The organism is Chryseobacterium sp. PCH239 (assembly GCF_018924625.1).
Classification (GTDB): Bacteria; Bacteroidota; Bacteroidia; order Flavobacteriales; family Weeksellaceae; genus Chryseobacterium; species Chryseobacterium cucumeris.
Map to the genome: position 1 here is coordinate 257,859 of NZ_CP073027.1, position 16,814 is coordinate 274,672.

General features: G+C 34.7%; 15 protein-coding genes. 11 read left to right on the forward strand and 4 right to left on the reverse strand.

Annotated elements, in window-relative coordinates; genetic code table 11:
• Positions 1-364: 364 nt before the first annotated feature.
• On the forward strand, positions 365-1,705 hold the full coding sequence (locus tag KBP46_RS01260) for a LuxR C-terminal-related transcriptional regulator (RefSeq protein ID WP_216444434.1): 1,341 nt from the start codon (positions 365-367) through the stop codon (positions 1,703-1,705).
• An 86-nt stretch (positions 1,706-1,791) separates the two neighbouring features.
• On the opposite strand, the gene KBP46_RS01265 is transcribed toward KBP46_RS01260, so the two are convergent.
• The 3 genes from KBP46_RS01265 to KBP46_RS01275 all read right to left on the reverse strand — a co-directional run bounded on the left by KBP46_RS01265 (position 1,792) and on the right by KBP46_RS01275 (position 7,109).
• Positions 1,792-2,427, reverse strand: a complete 636-nt coding sequence (locus KBP46_RS01265) for an HAD family hydrolase (RefSeq protein WP_216444435.1) — start codon at positions 2,425-2,427, stop codon at positions 1,792-1,794.
• A 46-nt stretch (positions 2,428-2,473) separates the two neighbouring features.
• A complete protein-coding gene (locus KBP46_RS01270) occupies positions 2,474-4,597 on the reverse strand; it encodes a Tex family protein (RefSeq protein ID WP_062675169.1) in 2,124 nt (707 codons plus the stop codon).
• A 115-nt stretch (positions 4,598-4,712) separates the two neighbouring features.
• Positions 4,713-7,109 carry a hypothetical protein gene (locus KBP46_RS01275; protein WP_216444436.1) on the reverse strand — a complete coding sequence of 799 codons (2,397 nt, stop codon included), beginning with the start codon at positions 7,107-7,109 and terminating at the stop codon, positions 4,713-4,715.
• Between the two features lie 371 nt (positions 7,110-7,480).
• Here KBP46_RS01275 and KBP46_RS01280 point away from each other — a divergent pair, with 371 nt between their 5' ends.
• Together KBP46_RS01280 and KBP46_RS01285 are read left to right on the forward strand one after the other, a co-directional pair.
• A complete protein-coding gene (locus KBP46_RS01280; protein ID WP_120231454.1) occupies positions 7,481-7,678 on the forward strand; it encodes a hypothetical protein in 198 nt (65 codons plus the stop codon).
• Positions 7,679-7,790: 112 nt separating this feature from the next.
• A complete protein-coding gene (locus KBP46_RS01285) occupies positions 7,791-8,468 on the forward strand; it encodes a YceI family protein (protein WP_216444437.1) in 678 nt (225 codons plus the stop codon).
• 89 nt (positions 8,469-8,557) lie between these two features.
• On the opposite strand, the gene KBP46_RS01290 is transcribed toward KBP46_RS01285, so the two are convergent.
• The gene (locus KBP46_RS01290; protein ID WP_216444438.1) at positions 8,558-8,914 is read right to left on the reverse strand and encodes a hypothetical protein; all 357 of its coding nucleotides are present in this window, start codon (positions 8,912-8,914) and stop codon (positions 8,558-8,560) included.
• Between the two features lie 202 nt (positions 8,915-9,116).
• Between KBP46_RS01290 and KBP46_RS01295 the strand changes: the two genes are divergently transcribed.
• From KBP46_RS01295 to KBP46_RS01325, 8 genes are all read left to right on the forward strand, one after another.
• On the forward strand, positions 9,117-9,371 hold the full coding sequence (locus KBP46_RS01295) for a DUF1294 domain-containing protein (RefSeq protein WP_120231451.1): 255 nt from the start codon (positions 9,117-9,119) through the stop codon (positions 9,369-9,371).
• 106 nt (positions 9,372-9,477) lie between these two features.
• Entirely contained in the window at positions 9,478-9,684 is a 207-nt protein-coding gene (locus KBP46_RS01300; protein WP_062675163.1) for a hypothetical protein, read from the forward strand.
• A gap of 136 nt (positions 9,685-9,820) precedes the next feature.
• Complete coding sequence (gene typA / locus KBP46_RS01305) at positions 9,821-11,626, forward strand: translational GTPase TypA (protein ID WP_062675162.1); 1,806 nt, start codon at positions 9,821-9,823, stop codon at positions 11,624-11,626.
• A gap of 130 nt (positions 11,627-11,756) precedes the next feature.
• Complete coding sequence (locus KBP46_RS01310) at positions 11,757-13,373, forward strand: glycoside hydrolase family 10 protein (RefSeq protein WP_216444439.1); 1,617 nt, start codon at positions 11,757-11,759, stop codon at positions 13,371-13,373.
• A gap of 243 nt (positions 13,374-13,616) precedes the next feature.
• Complete coding sequence (locus tag KBP46_RS23415) at positions 13,617-13,814, forward strand: hypothetical protein (RefSeq protein ID WP_253297150.1); 198 nt, start codon at positions 13,617-13,619, stop codon at positions 13,812-13,814.
• On the forward strand, positions 13,742-14,167 hold the full coding sequence (locus KBP46_RS01315) for a ferritin (protein ID WP_253297308.1): 426 nt from the start codon (positions 13,742-13,744) through the stop codon (positions 14,165-14,167). The genes KBP46_RS23415 and KBP46_RS01315 overlap by 73 nt, the downstream gene beginning before the upstream one ends.
• Before the next feature lie 180 nt (positions 14,168-14,347).
• Complete coding sequence (gene ychF / locus KBP46_RS01320) at positions 14,348-15,439, forward strand: redox-regulated ATPase YchF (protein WP_062675159.1); 1,092 nt, start codon at positions 14,348-14,350, stop codon at positions 15,437-15,439.
• Between the two features lie 83 nt (positions 15,440-15,522).
• Positions 15,523-16,602: a hypothetical protein gene (locus KBP46_RS01325; RefSeq protein ID WP_216444440.1), complete on the forward strand. Its 1,080-nt coding sequence runs from the start codon at positions 15,523-15,525 to the stop codon at positions 16,600-16,602.
• Positions 16,603-16,814 lie beyond the last annotated feature (212 nt).

Below are 16,814 nucleotides of genomic sequence, written 5' to 3' on the forward strand. Positions count from 1 at the left end.
TTTAAATATTATTTCATTAATGATTTTTATATTAATTATTATATACTGTTTATTTTAGAGAATATATTTGTATTTTAACTAAATTTGGGAATAATTTATGATTGTTTTTGTTAATATTTTTATTTTATTTAATTTTGTGACAACGAAATTGTAATTGTATAATTTGGATGGGAAATTTATTATCATATTCTGTTAATGTTAAGGATTGATATTATTTTTTTGTCCCTTTGAAACTTATTATTAATTTACTATGCAAACACTAAAGCTTAATCAATTTTTGAAAATATTGGTAAGCATTCTGATATACCTTTCATTTTCTACGTTGCTCTATTCTCAGGCATATACACATAAGTATATAGACAGTATGCTGATAAAAGTTAATGAGGATTTAAGAATAAGCGGCAGAAAAAAGGAATTGATTGACCTTAATAATAAATTTTGCAATATCAGTAAAAAACAAGATTACAAAAAAGGGGAGATACTTTCATATATTAATTTGGGTAATATTTATGCTACTGTTGGAATGTATGAAAAAGCATTCAAATATCTACAGGTTGCTGAAGAAAACCTTGAAGGGATTGATGATTATTATTTGCATACGAAATTATATCAGGAGTATGGTCAGGCTAATTATGTAATAGGACTTTATAAAAAAGCAGTTAAGTATAATTCGAAATCCATTTATTATGGTAAGCAAATAAAAGATCAACATGATCGAGAAATTTTATCTCTGGTTTATGCTAACAGGGCTGACTTTTTAAGAGAAAGTAACTCAATTGATTCTTCTTTAATCTATTTACATAAAGCGTTAGAGATAAAGCCTACACCGGTTATCAATTCCACGATTGCTAATCACTATATGCTTTTTGCTAAAAATGAAGATTCAGCACAAATGTATTTTAACAGAGCGTTTTCTCTTTTAAAACAAAGAGAGTACTGGGATCCTCAAAGAGCTCTTACTTATTTCTATTATGGCAATTTTTTATTTGAAAGACAGGATTATACTTTGGCTTTAGACTATTACATTAAATCAGTGGAAATACTCAAAAAAACACGAAGAGTTTATCAGATTCCTATGTTATATCAAACTATTGCCAAGACCTACAAAAAATTGAACAATGCCTCCAAGGAAAAAGATTATCTGGAGAGATATGCTAAATTAAACGATAGTCTGGGAAGGGTGAGGGATGAATCCATAAATAATTCTGTTGATAAAATAACTCGGGAAAAGGAGAAAGATGATATAGACCAACAGAACTCAACCATACTGTATAACGTAATCATTTTTTCATTATTTTTCATTATTATTATTGTATATTATGTCTATAATAAAAGGATTACTAAAAAACGTAAAATCATAGAGGAGAAAGAATTAGAGACAGAGCTTTTAATGAAAAAAATGTCTGTTGATGATGAAAGGCTTGTGTCTTTAGCCAGAAAAAATGATCCTTTATTTTTTAATGAATATCAAAATGCTTATCCTGAGCTAGTTGGAAGGCTTTTAGAAATTAACCCGAAACTATCAGCCAACGAACTTTCATTTTGTGCTATGATACAACTGGGCTTTTCTTCTAAAGAAATTGCTCAATATGGATTTATGCAGCACAGATCCGTACAAACAAAGAAAAACAGGTTACGAAAAAAATTACATATTCCATCCGATGTGGATATATATTTTTTCTTACAAAATTTAAATTCAAAATAATACTTTTAACTGTACATACGGTATCTTTACAGCAGCTTATCTGAAAATAAAAAGGCTTCCATGAAAAGAAGCCTTTGTGTTATAATTTAAATATGAACTTTCAGTTGTGAAAAGGTAAGAATTGCCGGTTCATATAATGGATCAGCCAGTTTTCCAAACCCATATTTGCAGAAAATAAATGATAGTCCATTGGATGTTGCTGAATCATAATCGGTTTGAGTATCGCCAATGTAAACGGAATCTTTGGTAGATAACTGATTTCTTTCCATAAGAAACTGTATGTTTTCAGATTTATTTTTTTGGGTTCGTCCGTGAGACTCAAAATCAACAAACAGATCATTGAATTGATAATAATCTAAAAATGATTCAATATATCCATCCTGACAGTTGCTCACTATGAAAAGTGCATAAGTGTTGGCCAGATTCTTTAAAGTTTCTTCTACGCCATCGTATAAAGTCCCGCCTTCTAAGTGAAGTGTTTTATTTTCTTCGGCTACAATTTCAGAAAGGATTTCTTTAGCTTGCAGATCCGGAATGCCGGGAATAATATCTTTTACAATATCATGGGCTAACAGTCCCATATACTGATCCATGTCTTCGGGTTTCAGCTCTCTTTGGATTAACTCATGTTTGATCAATATCTTATTCCATATTTTGATGATCGTAGCTCTGGAATCCCATAATGTTCCATCCAGATCGAAAATTAGATTCTTTGTTTTCAAAATGATTAATTTGTGGTTTAAATTTAAGTAGGGTAACGTTTAAAAATTACAAAATCATAGTCAGCTGGACTCTTTTTCTTGCTTCATCTACTTCTGTTACTTTTACACGAACATGTTGATGAAGTTTTACAACCTCATTTACATCTGATACGAATCCTTCTTTCAGCTGGGAAATATGAACCAGTCCGCTTTCTTTGATTCCAAGATCCACGAAACATCCAAAAGCGGTAATATTATTGACAATTCCCGGAAGAATCATTCCTGCTTTTAAATCTTTAATGCTTTTGACATTCGGGTCGAATTCAAATACTTTTGCTGCTTTTCTTGGATCTAGTCCCGGTTTTTCAAGTTCTTTTAAAATATCCTTAATTCCTAAGATTCCAACTTCACCTGTAATGTAGTTTTCGGGTTTTATCAGGGCTATTTTTTCTTTATTGGCTATCAGTTCATTGGTTTTAATACCCAAATCTTTTGCCATTTTCTCTACAATTCCATACGCTTCCGGATGTACTGCAGAGTTATCCAGTGGGTTTTTGGCATTGGTGATTCTCACGAAAGCTGCGGCTTGCTGGAAAGCCTTTTCTCCAAGTCTTGGAACTTTCTTTAGCTGTTTTCTATCTTCAAAAGCTCCGTTTTCAGTACGGTAATTCACAATGTTTTCTGCCATTTTTTCTCCGATTCCGGAAACATAACTTAATAGTGATTTGCTGGCAGTATTTAGATTAATTCCCACGGAATTTACACATTTCATCACGGTAGAATCCAGCTCATTTTTCAACTGGGTCTGGTCTACATCATGCTGATACTGTCCAACCCCGATGGATTTGGCATCAATTTTTACCAATTCCGCCAACGGATCAGAAAGCCTTCTTCCGATAGAAACTGCTCCACGTACTGTTACATCATATGATGGAAATTCATCTCTTGCAATTTTACTTGCAGAATAAACGGATGCTCCTGCTTCTGAAACTACAAAAACCTGCAAAGGTTTATCAAAAGCAATTTTTTTTATGAAGAATTCTGTTTCGCGGCTTGCTGTTCCATTACCAATAGAAATCGCTTCGATATGATACGCATTCACCATAGAACGGATCTTTTTCATAGCCATTCCGCTTTCATTTTGCGGAGCATGAGGATAGAGGGTTTCGTTGTGTAATAGATCTCCCTTTTCATCCAGGCATACTACTTTGCATCCGCTTCGGTATCCGGGATCTATTGCCAGAATCCTCTTTTCTCCTAAAGGCGGAGCAAGAAGGAGTTGACTTAAGTTCTCAGAGAAAATTTCAATGGCTTTTTTGTCTGCTTTTTCTTTAGCTTCCTGTAAGGCTTCATTTGAAATAGCAGGTTCCAGAAGTCTTTTATAACTATCTTTTATGGCCAGTGCAATTTGTTCAGAACTTTCATTATTAGATTTGATAATGGCCTTTTCAATAAAATCAATGGCTTCTTCCTTGTCTATTCCTACATTTGTTTTTACAAAACCTTCTGCTTCTGCTCTAAGCATGGCTAAAAGCCTGTGAGAAGGAGTTCTGCTAAGGCTTTCTTCCCATTCAAAATATTGGGAGAATTTCTGGGCTTCTTCTTCGTCTTTTTTAGCTTTTACAACCTTGGAGGTAACTACTGCTTTGCGCTGAAATAGTCTGCGAAGGTTTTTACGGACATACATGTTTTCGTTAATCCATTCTGCCATGATGTCTCTTGCGCCTTGAAGCGCTTCTTCTTCAGAAGCAACTTCATTGTTCAGGTATTTTGAAGCCAGAAACTGAATGTCATTACTTTTCTGGCTCATAATGATTTTAGCTAAAGGTTCCAGGCCTTTTTCCTTGGCTGTATCAGCTTTGGTTTTCTTACGCTTTTTGTAAGGCAGATAAAGGTCTTCTAGCTCCTGGATGTCAAAGCTTTCTTCTATTCTCTGTTGAAGTTCAGGAGTCAATCCATTCTGTTCTTCTATTGATTTTAAAATAGATTCTTTTCTCTTAACAATTTCATCAAATTGCTTACTGATTTTTGAGATCTGTTCGATTTGTGTTTCATCAAGGTTTCCGGTTTTATCTTTTCGGTAACGGGAAATAAAAGGAATGGTACAGTCTTCAGATAATAGTTGTAAGGTATTGTTGATGCTCTTTTCAGAAATATTGAGCTGTTTCTGTATAAATTCTACGGTCGTCATTGTTCTGTTTTCGGAAAGCTAAAATAGGGTTTTGGAATGGAAAAAATGAAGTTGAAATATAAAAAAGCCTGATTACAGAAAATGTAACCAGGCTGTATGATAATTTTTAAATCAATTAAGGCAGAATTTCATTATAGTAAAGAGGTGTTTCATTATTTTTATCATATCCCATTATAATGATTTTGTATTTCTTAGCATCATCATTGTTATAAAACTGGATATGTGAAGGTTCTGGAGATTGATCTTCTAAAAAAGGGTTCCAGTAAAGAATACTTCTGGTATCTTGGGGAATACTTTTAAAACTGTCATTTTCATAAATAGGATTGTCAAAAGGAATCTCTTTATTATATCCGTTTAACGTTATTTTTCTTAACTGTGAAGGTAAACTTTTATCGATTGTTTTTCCTGAAGGACCGTTTCTTTTGGTGTAAATTGCGATAATACCTAATTCTCCTCCAAAGACTCCCACAATAGACCCTTTGCTTACTTTTACCATTGCAATTTCTGACATAGGTAAACTGGATATTTGTCCCGGGTCAACATTTACCTCGTCTAGGAATACACCGGCTACACTCCCTCTGATGTAAGGTATATAATCTCCATTCTGGAATTGAACATTAAGTCCGGCAACTTTACCCTGCAACCACTGCAAGATATTAGTTGAACCTTGGAGATTAGGATTGTTAACAAAATCAAAGACGCTTTCGTTAATACTTGTGAAAAGAGAACTACTTAACTGCTTATTTAATTTTTTTGTTTTATCTTTTAATTCACCTTTTAACTTTACTTCTGTAATATTGATAACTTTATCGCTGATGGCTTTTTGGGTATTAAGGGCTGTGACAGCTCTGGCAACTTCATTCGTGGGTTGTTCATTGGCAGAGCGAGGTGTTAATTGATAGGATGTTAAAGGTAAACTCTTTTGATAAGGGATAAACTCATAACTAGGTTGAAAAAAAACAGTATAATTAGGGTCAGGCTGCTTGGTATTTAATTGATAGGAAAATTTCATTGAATCTTCAAAAAGCAGATTATTCAATGTAAAAAAACCATTGCTGTCAGATTTTATCTGAAAAATCTGAGGACCTGAGTTGGTATCGAAAATTAAATTTAAATCTGTATTAGGAGAAGGTTTTCCCTGAACATTAATCTTTCCTTTATAAGAAAGGAAATTTTGTGGTTCATATTTAATAACAGGGTATTTTCCAGACATAATGGATTGCCAGTCAAATCTTTTCCATTTTTCTGAAATTAGAAGGGCATCCAAAGCATCTGTATTGCACTGGGGGGAGAAATACTGAGCAGGTTTGGAAATTTTTGATGTAATATCTCCAGTAAGCCAAAAAGAACTCAACAAGTTTTGATCCTCCTCAGTATTGCTAGCCTCGGCCTCAGTTATTAAGACAGTATAATTGGGATGATTTAAATTTTTAGAAATATCAAATGAGCTCTTACCACGGGGGGTGCTGTTTATAGAAAGAGATTCTAAAGCAGGTTTTTTGACTTGTAAAGAGTGTGGCTGAACAAAAGATAATCTGCTCGCTATAATATTTTCTTTATCATCAAAAACGGTAAGTTGTAAAATACCATTAACAAGTTGATTGTAAGAAATAGGGTATTGAGCATCATTTGAAATCTTGCTAATTTTAGCTTTATAGACCAATTGATTAGCCATTGTTCCTATTATTTTAAAATATTTAGAACCTTCCGGTAAGTTTTTTGATTTTAAAGAATAAGTAAGCTGGTTTTTATCGCTGGTTACTTGAAGGTTGATTCCTGATGGTGAAACATCTGGAAGAGAAATGTTTTGAGTTTGTCCCTGACTATCCTGAACAATCAACTGGTATTTTTTTCCAATCTTTGGGGTAAGACTGAATAAACCGACATTTTGGTCCAGCCCTTTGAATGTAGAAATCTTTACATTTGGATTGTCTGTATCAGTTATATATCCTTCCCAATTGGAAGGAGCTTCTCCATTTGACTGTAGTCTTACTGCAAATTTGGTGTTGATTCCATCTATGAAGCTTCCACTTTCAGGATGCACAGATGCTGTCCAATGAGAATCACCGTTTACAATTAATTTTTCGGGAGAAGTGGGATTGTATATGGGGATAGGTTTTACGAGCTGAAAATCTTCACTGAAGTTTGCCATCCAGGTGGTGTAGGCTCTGACGTAATATACATCTTCCTTTAAAGAATCCGGTAAAGAAATGCTTCCATTTCCTTCTCCGTTTATTAATGGAAAAAGTTTTTTACTAATTTGAGTCTTATTTTTGTCATACAGTTCTATAAATAGAGAGCTTGATGTGTTTGTAGTAGTATATCCATCAAATACGAAAGCTTTAAACCATAAATTATCTCCTGCAACAAAACTTTTTTTATTTAATAATAAATGTATTTTTTCCTGAGGATATTTCTGTTCAAGAGTTTTAATTGCTTCTTCAGCTTTTGTTTGTGCATTGATACAATACATTGTGCTTATTGCAAATGCTGTTATTAGTTTTTTTGACATGTTTGTATGAAAACTTGTGTTTTTGTTATGAGGCAGTAAAATTACATTTTTTATGCTATATGAAAACAGAAAAAATATATTCATTTAAAATGGTAGAAATAATAATTTTTAGATATGGAATAGATAGTTATAGTAGAATCTATTAATATAGTTTTAAATAATAGAAAACTAATGTTTAATTTTTTGTTTGCGATGTGATCATGTTTAAATATTTACTTATTTATGTTTGCTAAAATCTAATAACCGCAATAATAAACATGAGAAAAATATTTACATTATTCATTTGTTATTCTTTTATAATATCTTGTACAGTCACGGAATATGAGGAGCCTAAAAAGTGTAATTGCACAGTACAGAAATATGAGCGGACCGTGATTTTAAAAAACGGCAATGACGGTACTTATAGTGATTATTCTGACACAGGATGGGTAGTTAAGGGAAACCCACAGAAAGATAATTCTGCTGAATGCTCAAGAAATGGAACTCAAAAGGATACGGAATTCTACAGTAGTTACGATTCTCAATACAGATGGGATGTATATCGTAAATGGGTGTATGATTGCAAATAATTTGACTAAATTTATATTTCTTGATATATGTTAAGATGATGCAAAGCAGGTTTTTCTATTTTTGTACCCGAAAACAACAAAATTTCAATAAACTTTTTTAAAACAGTTCAATATGAAAAAAATTAGCGTAATTGCATTAGTAGGAGTAGGATTGCTTTTGGCATCATGTGATAAAGGAAAAACAGCAGAAACAGCAGCTACGGCTCAGGAACAAACTGTAGCAGAGAGCAAAGGAGAAACACTGGCAGTAGATACAGTAGGTTCTGTAGTAAACTGGAAAGCTTTCCACAAAGGAGGAATGGCACCTCGTTGGGGAACACTTACAGTGAAGTCAGGAGATATCAGTGTTGATGCAGGTCAGGTTTCTGCAGGAAACTTTGTAATTGATATGAATTCTATCAAGGTAGATCCGGCTTCAGTAACAGAAAAAGATAAAAAACCGGCTGATCTTGAGGCGCACTTAAAAAATCCTGATTTCTTTGATGTGGCTAAAAACCCTACTTCAGATTTCAAAATTACAAGTGTTACAGATTTGAAAGAAGCACCAAAAGATGCTGTAGCAGGAGCTAATAAAACGGTAAGCGGAAACCTTACTTTATCAGGAAAAACAATGAATGTTACGTTCCCTGCGAAAGTAGAGGTGACAGAAAATTCAGCAACGATTCAGGCTAAATTCACTGTAAACAGAGCCGATTGGGGACTTAAATTCGGTACTTCTGAAGCAGATCCAGCAGAATGGATGATCAGCAAAGATATCGAGATTGCAATTGACGTAAAAGCTAAAAAATAAGTTATTTAAACTTTAATAACTACAAGAGCTGTCTTCATGAAGACAGCTCTTTTTATTTGAAAATTTTTTTGCTCAAATGGAAAAGGAAATTAATTTACAATCTTGGAGTTCTGGATTCTTACACAATATTCACTTCCCAGATATAAAGGATTTCCGTGCTTCTCAGACCAGAATCCATCCAGTACGTCTTTATTCAGGCACCGGTACACAGCAACTCCTTTATAGGTTTTGTCATCTTCTCCTTCGTAGTTGAAATTAATCACTAAAATTTGGTCTTTATAAAATCCTGTCCCGTTTTGCTGATGGTCGCCAATCATCCATTGAGCAATAATGCGATTATTTTCATCAACAGATAAGGTCAATATACCATGATAAGTTGGCAGGAAAGATTCCTCCTGATTGCTTCCTTCAATAGAGTAGCTTCCCGCCAGATCGTGTACTGTCATTGATTTACTTTTTGAGAGCAAATTTAAAACATTAAGATCATATTGAATAATATTCATTGTACACTTAAAAATTAGAATGATCGACCCTAACTAGAGTAAATATTCTTTACTTTGTAAATCTTCCTTAATGGTTTAAAAATAGTGAAGGTGTAAGTATATTTTTATAAATTAAGCTCTATTTTTGCGGCAAATTAAATGAAGAATGATTCCTTTTCTGTTGATAATAAACGTGCTCGCATTAGGTGCTTTTGGTTTTGATAAATGGCAAGCCAAAAAGCATCAATGGAGAATTTCCGAAAATACCCTTTTAGGAATTTCTCTACTTGGCGGAATTATAGGAGCCGCTGCGGGAATGATTTTCTTCAATCATAAAGTTTCCAAGAAATCTTTTCTCATGAAATTTATACTGGTTGTTTTAATTGATCTTGTTATGTTTTACAGGTTGCTAAGGCTCTGAGTGTGAATGTTAAAATAGTTCTCCGAAATGTTAAATATTTGAATAACATATTAATTATTGTGTTTTTTTTATATTTTTATCATGCTAATAACATAAACAAAACAACATGAGAAATCTTAGAAAAATTTCCAGAACTGAAATGAAATCAGTTCAGGGAGGAATCGTTAAAGGAATGGTAAGATGCAAAGATGCCGACACATGCGCCGTAAGATGGGGATGGGCAACCGGATTCTCCAGTAATTGCGCAGAATTTGACATCATATGCGGTGAACCGCCTGTAATAGATCCATGCGAAATACAAGCTTGTGTATAAATAATTTAAAGAGTGTTTTTCGGACACTCTTTTTTATTGTCTTGTAAATAAGTATTTTAAACAAAATATTAAATATTTGTATAACTAAATATTTTTTCATTAAAAATCACTACTTTTGCACCCGTAAAAATCTTTTATGCAAAACATTAGAAATATTGCGATTATCGCACACGTTGACCACGGAAAGACGACTTTGGTTGACAAGATCATTCACGCTACCAACATTTTCAGAGAAAATCAGGAGAGTGGGGAGTTAATTATGGATAACAACGATCTTGAAAGAGAAAGAGGGATCACGATCTTATCCAAGAATATTTCTGTTACTTATAAAGACACAAAAATTAACGTAATCGATACTCCTGGTCACGCCGATTTTGGTGGAGAAGTAGAAAGAGTATTGAAAATGGCTGATGGGGTTATTTTGTTGGTGGATGCGTTCGAAGGACCAATGCCGCAAACAAGATTCGTACTTCAGAAAGCTTTGGAATTAGGATTGAGACCATTAGTGGTTATCAATAAAGTAGATAAACCAAACTGTCGTCCTGACGAAGTTCATGATAAAGTATTTGACCTGTTCTTCAACCTTGATGCTACAGAAGAGCAATTGGATTTCCCTACATTCTACGGATCTTCAAAACAAGGATGGTTCAACACTTCATTAGAGCAAACTGAAGATATCTTACCATTATTGGATGGTATTTTACAATATGTTCCTGAACCGAAAGTAACAGAAGGTAATCTTCAGATGCAGATTACTTCGCTAGACTTCTCTTCTTTCTTAGGAAGAATTGCAATCGGGAAAGTGACAAGAGGTGAGATCAAAGAATCTCAATGGATTGGTCTTGCTCAGGCAGATGGTAAAATTGTAAAAGGAAAAGTAAAAGAACTTTACGTTTTCGAAGGATTAGGAAAGAAAAAAGTAACTGAAGTACAGGCAGGTGATATCTGTGCTGTAGTAGGATTTGATGCTTTCCAGATCGGAGATTCTTTCGTAGATCTTGAAAATCCTGAGCCATTGGAAAGAACTGCAATTGATGAGCCTACGCTGAATATGACGTTCTCTATCAACAATTCACCTTTCTTTGGTAAAGACGGTAAATATGTTACTTCTAATCACCTGAAAGAAAGATTAACAAAAGAATTAGAGAAAAACCTTGCCTTAAGAGTTCAGCAGACTGATGATGCCAATACATTCCTTGTATTCGGTAGAGGTATTCTTCACTTATCAGTTTTGATCGAAACAATGAGAAGAGAAGGTTACGAAATGACAATTGGTCAGCCACAGGTTATCTTCAGAGAAATTGATGGTGAGAAATGTGAGCCTTATGAATCTTTGGTTGTTGACGTTCCTGAAGAATTTGCTTCAAGAGTTATTGACCTGGCAACTCAGAGAAAAGGTGACCTTCACATTATGGAAACTAAAGGTGAAATGCAGCACATGGAATTCGAAATTCCTTCAAGAGGTTTGATCGGATTACGTTCTCAGATGTTGACAGCTACGGCTGGTGAAGCTATTATGGCACACCGTTTCACAGAATATAAGCCTTTCAAAGGTGCTATTCCGGGAAGAAACAATGGTGTTTTGATCAGCAAAACAACTGGTCCTGCTACAGAATATTCTATTGCTAAACTTCAGGATAGAGGTAAGTTCTTCGTTGATCCGGGTGAGGAAATCTACACAGGGATGATCATTGGTGAACAAAACAAACCTGGAGACCTGGTAGTAAACATCGTAGAAGCAAAACAGCTGAACAACATGAGAGCTTCAGGAAAAGATAAAGATACCGGTGTTGCTCCAAAAATCTTATTCTCTCTGGAAGAATGTATGGAATACATCCAGGGTGATGAAGCGATTGAGGTAACTCCGAACTTCATCAGAATGAGAAAGAAAATCCTTTCTGAAGAAGAAAGAAAAAGAGTAGAAAGATCTGCGAAAGCATAGTAAAAATCTTATACATAAAATCAAAGCCTCGATTTTCGAGGCTTTTTTTCTATACCTACCCATTAAAATGCTTATTTTGGCATAATAATCTCTAAGAATAAAAAATAAATTTTAATGTAGTTTTGTGACTATGAGAATGAATAAATTAAAACTTATCGTTTTATTGGGCGTTTTTGCATCGTATACTACCTCATGTTCCGTTCAGAACAGTGTTGTAAAAACACCCTCCACGAAGAATCCGACAAAACCAATCAACAATACAAATCCTCCAAAAGTAATTCCGGTAGCAACAAAACCAACAACAGGAACAGCAGCTTCAACGGAAGAAAATTTCAGAACCAATCTTCCGGAAATCAAAAGAGAATTCCGCGGAGCATGGATTGCCAGTGTTGCCAATATCAACTGGCCTTCAAGAAATGATCTTACAGTGGAACAGCAGAAAGCAGAAGCAATCAGCATGCTTGATATGCTGAAAGATAATAATTTCAACGCTGCTATTTTCCAGATCAGACCTTCTGCAGATGCACTTTATACAAGTAATATAGAACCATGGTCTTACTTTCTGACTGGAGAAACAGGAACTGCACCATATCCCAATTATGATCCGCTTCAGTTTTGGATCGAAGAAGCTCATAAAAGAGGATTGGAACTTCATGTCTGGTTGAATCCTTACCGAGCACATCATACCAACGGAGGAGCTGTGAATAAGCTGTCAATGGCAAACAAACTCTCTGATATAGTTGTCAGACTAAAGAATGGAATGTATTGGTTTGATCCTGCTAATCCGAAAACACAAGGCCATGTGTCCAATGTGGTAAAAGATATTGTAAAAAGATATGATATTGATGCTGTGCATTTCGATGATTATTTCTATCCTTATGCTACTTACAATAAAGGAGCAGATTTTCCAGATAACGCCAGTTGGAATGCTTACTTAAGCAACGGAGGGACTTTATCCAGAGCAGATTGGAGAAGAGATAATGTGAATAAATTTGTAGAACGTATCTATAAAGAAATTCACGCAGAAAAAAATAATGTAAGATTTGGGATCAGCCCGTTCGGAATTTGGAAACCCGGATATCCGATGGGAATTATAGGTTCCTCTCAATATGACGAGCTTTATGCAGATGCTAAATTATGGTTAAATAAAGGCTGGGTAGATTATTTCTCTCCACAGCTTTACTGGCCCATAGATTCTAAAGGACAAAGCTTTGAAGCTCTGTTAAGCTGGTGGCAGTCCGAAAATACAATGAATCGTCATTTATGGCCGGGATTGAATACTGTTGAGATTAAAGTATCAGACCGTCCAACAGAAATCAAAAACCAGATTGCTATTTCCAGAAATATCCTTAAAAATGATGCAGGAGAAATTCACTGGAGCATTGCAGGGCTTACTAAAAATCCCAATATGCTTCCCGCTTTGAAAAACGGTCCATACAATGAGAAAGCACTAGTTCCGAAATCTCCATGGATAAAAGCTGTTCCATTGCAGACGCCTACCTTATTTATTGCTGATAACGGAAGCTTTGCTCAGACAAGCTGGAGTACAAAAAATGCTGCTGATGTCTTTCTATGGGTGCTTTTTACTCAATATAACGGAGTATGGCAAACAGAAATTTTAACGCTTGATACCCTTTCAAAAGACATTCCTAAATCTAAAGATGGGAAAAAACTGAACGCAGTGGCCATCAAAGCCATCGATAGATTAGGAAATGAAAGTGATTATATAGCAAGAAAGATTAAATAGTAGGAATATAATCCATTATAAATTGGTCATTGCGAACCTTTAGGTGAAGCAATCTCAATCATAAATTAATAAAACCGGTTCTGCCTGAGAACCGGTTTTATTTTAGAATAACTATAAATTATTAGCTTAAATGATTGTAAACCAGTATTATTTTTAAGCATGGTATGGGATTTTATAGCAAATAATGAACTTATCGGAACTGTTTTTGCATGATTCATTCTATAATCACCAAAATATAACATTATGAATACTAAAAGACTTTCCACCAACATGGAAAAGGCATTAAGTGATCAGATGAACAAGGAAATTCATGCATCACACGTTTTTTATCCTACGGAATTTGGGCTGATGATAAAGGTTATCAGGGAATTGCCAACTTTCTTTACCGCCATGCTCAGGAAGAAAGAAATCACTCGATCAAATTCATGGAATATATTTTAAACAGAGGAGGAAAACCAAAGGTAGACGCTATTCCTGCTCCTCCCGCAGATCCCGAAAGCCTTACTGCCTGCTTTGATGGTGTATTTAAACATGAAGTTGACAATACCACTGCTATTTACAGAATCGTAGATCTTTCTATGGAAGAAAAAGACTGGGCTACATGGAATTTTATGCAATGGTTTGTTCAGGAACAGATTGAAGAGGAAACATTGGCTCAAAACTTAATAGATAAATTGAAAATCGCAGGAGGTGACAGAGCTACTGACGAATCTTTATTTACTTTAGATAAAACTTTAGAGGAAGCACCGAATGATGTTCCGCTGGCCCAGAATGCTACGGGAGCTAACCCATAAAACATCCGGTGAATCCAAACCTTTTGAAAATCTGTCAGAATATTGGCAGATTTTTTTTATTATGAAACTCTGCCAAAAATCACTATCTTTGCACACTCGTAATTCAAGGTTCTGAGTTCAATGTTTAAAGTTGAAGATTCCTTGAGTTGCTCCTAAACCTTAAACTTTGAATTTTACAATATGAAATGTGGAATCGTAGGCTTACCGAATGTAGGTAAATCAACTCTTTTTAACTGTCTGAGCAACGCAAAAGCTCAATCAGCAAACTATCCTTTCTGTACGATTGAACCGAACCTTGGAACGGTTTCTGTACCGGATCAGAGATTGTTTGAACTGGAGAAAATCGTAAAACCTGAAAGAGTTTTACCCGCTGTAGTTGAGATTGTTGATATTGCAGGTCTTGTAAAAGGAGCCAGCAAAGGAGAAGGATTGGGGAACCAGTTCTTAGCTAATATCCGTGAGTGTGAAGCGATTATTCATGTTTTAAGATGTTTTGATAACGGAAATATCGTTCACGTAGAAGGTTCAGTAGACCCATTAAGAGATAAAGAAATTATTGATATAGAGCTTCAGCTGAAAGACCTTGAAACCGTAGGAAAAGCAGTTGAGAAAGCTAAAAAATTCATCAAATCAGGGAAGAAAGAAGATATCCTTACTTACGAAACTCTTCAGAACTTACAGAAATTCCTTGAAGATGGTAAAAATGCAAGAGAATTTGCCACTGATGACTTTACAAAATCAATCATCGGAGAAGTTCAATTGTTGACAAATAAACCGGTTCTTTACGTTTGTAACGTAGATGAAAACTCTATCAAAAACGGAAATGAGTGGATTGCTAAGATTGAAGAAATGGCTAAAGGCGAAGGTGCTGAAGTAGTAGTATTAGCCGCTCAGATCGAAGCTGATATCAATGAGCTTGAAACTTTCGAAGAAAGAGAAATTTTCCTTGATGAGCTAGGGCTTACAGAACCTGGTGTTAACCGTTTGATCAGAAAAGCGTATGATCTTTTGAAACTTCAGACGTATTTTACAGCTGGGGTAAAAGAAGTAAGAGCCTGGACTATCGGACAGGGATGGACTGCTCCACAAGCTGCGGGAGTAATCCATACAGACTTTGAAAAAGGATTTATCCGTGCAGAAGTAATCAAGTATAACGATTACGTAAACTATGGTTCTGAAGTAAAAGTAAAAGAAGCTGGAAAGCTTTCTGTAGAAGGTAAAGAATATATCGTACAGGATGGCGACATCATGCACTTTAGATTCAACGTATAAGAAAAGTATTAAAGTTAGTTATAAAAAAAAGCGTTTCCATGAATTTGGGAGCGTTTTTTGCTTTTATACATCAAACTTTAACTATGAAAATCTGTTATTTTACAATTCTTATTTTATTTTTTTCATGTTCTCAATCTGTTGAGAAAAACTGTTTTACCAACAGAAGAGATCAGGTGTTTGAAGTTTATAAGGAACAGAAGCCTTATACTGTGAAGCAGATACTGAATAAAAAGGTTGATTATTTAGAAATTACTAGCCTTAAGAAATACCGCAGTTTTAGGCAAGACAGTGTTGAATCTTTTACCCATGCAGGATCTGAAGTATATGAAAAAATGGAAAAAAGGCTGGAAAGTCAGTTTAAAGTATTCAGAGAGAAATTTTCAGATCAGTTTGCGTTTTATTCTTCGCAGCAGGTAGGGAATGTTTTGTATGGTTTAGGACGAAACAGACTTGGCTTCTGGCTTCTGACTATTGAAAATGAAAAACCTAAAGCATATTTTCTTGGATTGAGTTTCAGCCATTATTACATCAACGAAATTCAGGAATTGCCTATTATCAAAGATGGGTTTCTTCAGTTTGAAGGAAGTCTTGTGAAAATTGTAAAGGTAGGAGGGCTTCCCGGATATGATGATTATTCTGCAATGGAAGACGGGAAACTTTTTAAAATGAACCTGAAAGATGTAACGAAGGATTCTGATCATGATGGTTATAATGATATCTTTGAGAAAAGTTTTGGACTTAATCAGATGGATAAGGATACAGATGGAGATGGCATTAATGACTTTGAGGATATGAATCCTTTATTTAAATCTGAGAAGAACAAATTTACTCAGCTTTATGAGCTTTTACAGCCCAATAATGGAATGATTAATATGAAAAAACTACATTATACATTTCAGATTTATGAAACTGATTGTGACTATTTTCATCAGATTAACCCTGAGGCAAGAGTACTATTTGTTTCGGAAGATAAAAATAAGCAAACTCCTTATCTGAGGATTACGGATGTAACAGACAGGAACATTTCCAAAATTCAAACCAATGATAAAGATCCGAATATATTCTATATCTATGTTTCAGGAAGTGGATTTACTAATGATTATGCTGCAGAGTATATAAAGGGAAAATGGATGCTAAAAGATCTAGGTGGTACTGTGAGCTAAATGAATACAAATTAAAAATCGCTTCTTTTTAAAGAAGCGATTCATTTAATATCATTATAATATTGGAGGCTCTAAGTTTGGCCAACATGGTGGTTCTACACAATTAAAAGACCTTTTTATACAAGTATTTGATGTTGGCATGCACACTTCTGTTACCCCAGGACGGCATTGCTTTTCATAGCATGATGGATGAATTTGTGCACATCCTCCGT

Bases quoted from the DNA above. Each gene is read 5' to 3' on its own strand.
- KBP46_RS01260 (WP_216444434.1), top strand. From the start codon at position 365: ATGCTGATAAAAGTTAATGAGGATTTAAGAATAAGCGGCAGAAAAAAG.
- KBP46_RS01270 (WP_062675169.1), bottom strand. From the start codon at position 4,597: ATGACGACCGTAGAATTTATACAGAAACAGCTCAATATTTCTGAAAAG.
- KBP46_RS01275 (WP_216444436.1), bottom strand. From the start codon at position 7,109: ATGTCAAAAAAACTAATAACAGCATTTGCAATAAGCACAATGTATTGT.
- KBP46_RS01285 (WP_216444437.1), top strand. From the start codon at position 7,791: ATGAAAAAAATTAGCGTAATTGCATTAGTAGGAGTAGGATTGCTTTTG.
- KBP46_RS01290 (WP_216444438.1), bottom strand. From the start codon at position 8,914: ATGACAGTACACGATCTGGCGGGAAGCTACTCTATTGAAGGAAGCAAT.
- KBP46_RS01295 (WP_120231451.1), top strand. From the start codon at position 9,117: ATGATTCCTTTTCTGTTGATAATAAACGTGCTCGCATTAGGTGCTTTT.
- KBP46_RS01300 (WP_062675163.1), top strand. From the start codon at position 9,478: ATGAGAAATCTTAGAAAAATTTCCAGAACTGAAATGAAATCAGTTCAG.
- typA (WP_062675162.1), top strand. From the start codon at position 9,821: ATGCAAAACATTAGAAATATTGCGATTATCGCACACGTTGACCACGGA.
- KBP46_RS01310 (WP_216444439.1), top strand. From the start codon at position 11,757: ATGAGAATGAATAAATTAAAACTTATCGTTTTATTGGGCGTTTTTGCA.
- KBP46_RS23415 (WP_253297150.1), top strand. From the start codon at position 13,617: ATGAATACTAAAAGACTTTCCACCAACATGGAAAAGGCATTAAGTGAT.
- ychF (WP_062675159.1), top strand. From the start codon at position 14,348: ATGAAATGTGGAATCGTAGGCTTACCGAATGTAGGTAAATCAACTCTT.
- KBP46_RS01325 (WP_216444440.1), top strand. From the start codon at position 15,523: ATGAAAATCTGTTATTTTACAATTCTTATTTTATTTTTTTCATGTTCT.